The sequence below is a fragment of the Burkholderia sp. E168m23 genome (assembly GCF_016586125.1).
Taxonomy (GTDB): domain Bacteria; phylum Pseudomonadota; class Gammaproteobacteria; order Burkholderiales; family Burkholderiaceae; genus Burkholderia; species Burkholderia orbicola.
The window spans coordinates 1-3,039 of the sequence record NZ_BCPP01000875.1 but is presented as its reverse complement, the minus strand read 5'-3'; the positions used below and the strand labels follow the sequence as shown (position 1 = coordinate 3,039).

Below are 3,039 nucleotides of genomic sequence, written 5' to 3'. Positions count from 1 at the left end.
GACCGCGAGCAGCGCGATGACCGGATTGGTCGTCAGCGTCGCCAGGTCGGGCGACTGATCGCCGAATTCCGCGACCACTGCCTCGGTGTCGTCCGCGACCGCGACGGCCAGCCGCCTTCCGGAGAGCCGAAGTCTCGCGCTGGCGCCGCATTTGGCCATGTCGTAGTGACGCGGCCCGTCGAGTGTGCGCGTGCCGTAGATCGCCACGTGCGTATCGACGCCGCGCGCCGCGGCCGCTTCGAGCAGCGGCCCGAGATCGTCGATCTCTTCGTCCCAGACGCCCGCGAAGATTTCCGTTTTCGCGTGGTCGATCACGCGCGCGAAGGCGCTGACGATCGCCTCCCGCCCGCTCAGCGACCAGACCAGCCCCGGCTCTTGCCGCACCGGCAGCCGGTCGAGCGCGCCCGCCGCCAGCTCGAGATCCGCGTTGAAGCGCGTGCGCAATTCTTCGAGCAGCGAGCGGTGCGGCACGGCGGCATAGCGGACCGGTTCGGAGCGGTTGACGAGCACCGCGCCGCGCGCCTCCAGGCGGCCGAGGGTCTCGTAGACCTTCGATGGCGGCATGCCGGCGCGCCGGCCGACTTCTGCCCCCGTCAACGCGGCTTGGCCGACGAGCGCCGCGTACGCCTGCGCCTCGTATTGCGTGAAGCCAAGCCGGATCAGGGACGTGATCAGTTCCGCGTTTTCGTTCATGTGGATGGACTCGGATGGCCGTGATCAGCATCACGGCGGTGCTTGATTAACTACCGGAGTAGTATAGAATCGATCTCACTTACTACCGAAGTAGTAAGTGAGATTTCCAAACCTTGCCAAGGAGGATCATCAAGATGCGTCAACGGATCAGTACCGGCTCCCCGTGGGAGCCCAAGGTGGGCTATTCGCGTGCCGTGGTCGTCGACAACACGATCTACGTGTCGGGGACGGCCGGCAAAGGCGACGACGTGTATGCGCAGACGCGCGATGCGTTGGCGACGCTCGGCAAGGTCCTCGCGGACAGCGGATTCGCGCTGTCGGATGTCGTCCAGAGCCGGCTGGTGGTCGCCGACTTCGACCATTGGGAAGACGCGGCGCGTGCGCATGGCGAGATATACGGCGAGATCCGGCCGGCGTTCTCGCTGGTCCATGCGTTGCCGTTCGTCGATCCGGAGATTCGGGTCGAGGTCGAGGCGATCGCGGTCCGGACCGCCGCATGACGGCCACCGGCCCGCACGCATTCCTGTCCCGCACCGCGATCGCGATGCTTGCGCTCGCGGCGGGCGTCGCGATCGCCAACGGCTATGCGCTGCAGCCGTCGCTGTCGGCCATTGCCGGCGATTTCGGCGTGTCGGCCGCGCGGATGGCGACCCTCGCGTCCGTGACGATGCTCGGCTATCTGGCCGGCCTGGCGCTGCTGGTGCCGCTGGTCGACCGGGTCGGTCCACGCACGCTCGTTTCGGCGCAAATGGGCGTGCTCGCGGCGTTGCTCGCGTGCGCGTCGCTGTCGTCGACGCCGTTCGCGCTCGACGCCTGCTTCCTGCTGGTGGGGGCGGCCACGACGGTCGCGGCACAATGCAGCGCGGTCGTCGGCAAGCACGCGGAGCCGCAGCGGCGCGGCGGGGCAAGTGGGGGTGGTGTCCGCGGGCATTTCCGCCGGCATCCTGCTGAGCCGTTTCGTCGGCGGCGCGTTGTCGCAATGGTGCGGGTGGCGCGGTGCGCTGCTCGCATTGGCCGGTTGCGTGGCGCTGGCGGCCGTCGGCAGTGGCGTGCTGTTGCCCGGCGGTCGCCCCGAAGGGCGTTCCGGCCACGCAGCCACGATCGGCGCGATTCCGCGGCTATTGCGCGACAGCGCCGCACTGAGGCGCCGCACCTGCGCCGGCATGCTGTGGTTCTTCGCGTTCAATCTGGTCTGGGTGGGGCTGGCGATCCGTCTGGCTGCGCCGCCGTACGGCATGGGGGCGGCCGAGATCGGCGCATACAGTCTCGCCGGCGTGCTCGGCCTGGGCGTGACGCGTGTGGCTGGCAAGCTCACGGATCGCTTCGGCGATCGAGCGGTGATCGGCGGCGGACTCGCCGTGGCGGCGCTTGCCACGTTACTGCTTGGTGTTGCACTCGGTCATCCGGGCTGGCTGGGTGTCGGGCTGGCCGTGTTCGATGCCGGTTGTTTCGCCGCCCAGGTCGCGAACCAGGCCCGGGTCGTGGCGATTCAGCCGGCGCGGGCCGGTGCGTTGAACGCCGCGTACCTGACGCTGTACTACGCAGGCGGCGCAGGCGGCGCCGTGGCGGCGGGCGTGCTCGTCGAATGGATCGGGTGGGGCGCGATGATGCTCGTCGCGGCCGGTGCGGTGACGGCGGCCGGGTGGATCGGGGCATCCCGTGCGACGGTCAGTGCCGCGGGCGAACCGATGTCGGCCGGTTGAGCCGAGGAAATTGTCGTGTTCCCGTTCGCTGCGCTGGTGAATCGGATTTGCCGCGGCAAGACGCGGACGGCGAACGTGCGGGCGGTTGGTATTGGGCCGATCAGCCGCAGGACATCTGGGGCGTGACCGCGTTCATCCTGAAGTCGCTGGCCGGCCTCGCGCTCGATGCCGCGCGATGAGCGCGTGCGTCGCACGCCCGGTTCGGCGCACGTCAATGACGTCAATGCGACGACACGAACACCGCATCGTCGAACGCCTGCGGAATCGCGAAGCTCGCGCGCATGCGCTGCGTTTCCTTCGCCGGCGTCAAGCCGAACAGGCGCTTGAATTCCCGGCTGAACTGCGACGGGCTCGTATAGCCGACCGCGTAGCCGGCCGCTTCCGCCGTCAGGTCCTGACGCACCATCAACAGCCGCGCCTGATGCAGGCGCGTCGACTTCAGGTACTGCATCGGCGATACCTGCGTGATCGCCTTGAAGTGACTGTGAAAGCTCGGCACGCTCATGCCGGCTTCGTCGGCCAGTTGCGACACGTCGAGCGGGCGTGCGTAATCGGCGTGGATCATCCGCAACGATCGGCCGATCCGGCCGAATTGCCCGCGCATCGCCAGTGCGCTGCGCATCGCGTTGCCTTGCGCGCCGGT

The 3,039-nt window shown here is 68.7% G+C and carries 5 protein-coding genes and 1 pseudogene; 4 read left to right on the top strand and 2 right to left on the bottom strand.

Annotation, left to right across the window (positions count from 1 at the left end; translation table 11 throughout):
* The coding region (locus tag JMF90_RS31190; RefSeq protein ID WP_201325882.1) for a TrmB family transcriptional regulator at positions 1-693 on the bottom strand (693 nt) is incomplete at its 3' end.
* A 134-nt stretch (positions 694-827) separates the two neighbouring features.
* On the opposite strand from JMF90_RS31190, the gene JMF90_RS31185 reads away from it, so the two are divergent.
* The 4 genes and pseudogenes from JMF90_RS31185 (at position 828) to JMF90_RS40640 (ending at position 2,575) form a co-directional block, all read left to right on the top strand.
* Positions 828-1,193 carry a RidA family protein gene (locus JMF90_RS31185; protein ID WP_006498454.1) on the top strand — a complete coding sequence of 122 codons (366 nt, stop codon included), beginning with the start codon at positions 828-830 and terminating at the stop codon, positions 1,191-1,193.
* Positions 1,190-1,546, top strand: a pseudogene (locus JMF90_RS40355) (MFS transporter); the annotation flags it as partial. The gene JMF90_RS31185 and the pseudogene JMF90_RS40355, both read left to right, overlap by 4 nt.
* Positions 1,547-1,601: 55 nt before the next feature.
* Positions 1,602-2,396, top strand: a complete 795-nt coding sequence (locus tag JMF90_RS31180; RefSeq protein ID WP_236598064.1) for an MFS transporter — start codon at positions 1,602-1,604, stop codon at positions 2,394-2,396.
* A 47-nt stretch (positions 2,397-2,443) separates the two neighbouring features.
* Positions 2,444-2,575, top strand: coding sequence for a hypothetical protein (locus JMF90_RS40640; protein ID WP_023475972.1), 132 nt, complete (start codon positions 2,444-2,446; stop codon positions 2,573-2,575).
* Positions 2,576-2,616: 41 nt separating this feature from the next.
* Here the strand turns inward: JMF90_RS40640 and JMF90_RS31170 are convergent.
* Positions 2,617-3,039 (bottom strand): helix-turn-helix domain-containing protein (locus tag JMF90_RS31170; protein WP_201325881.1); only part of this gene is annotated, 423 nt, incomplete at its 5' end.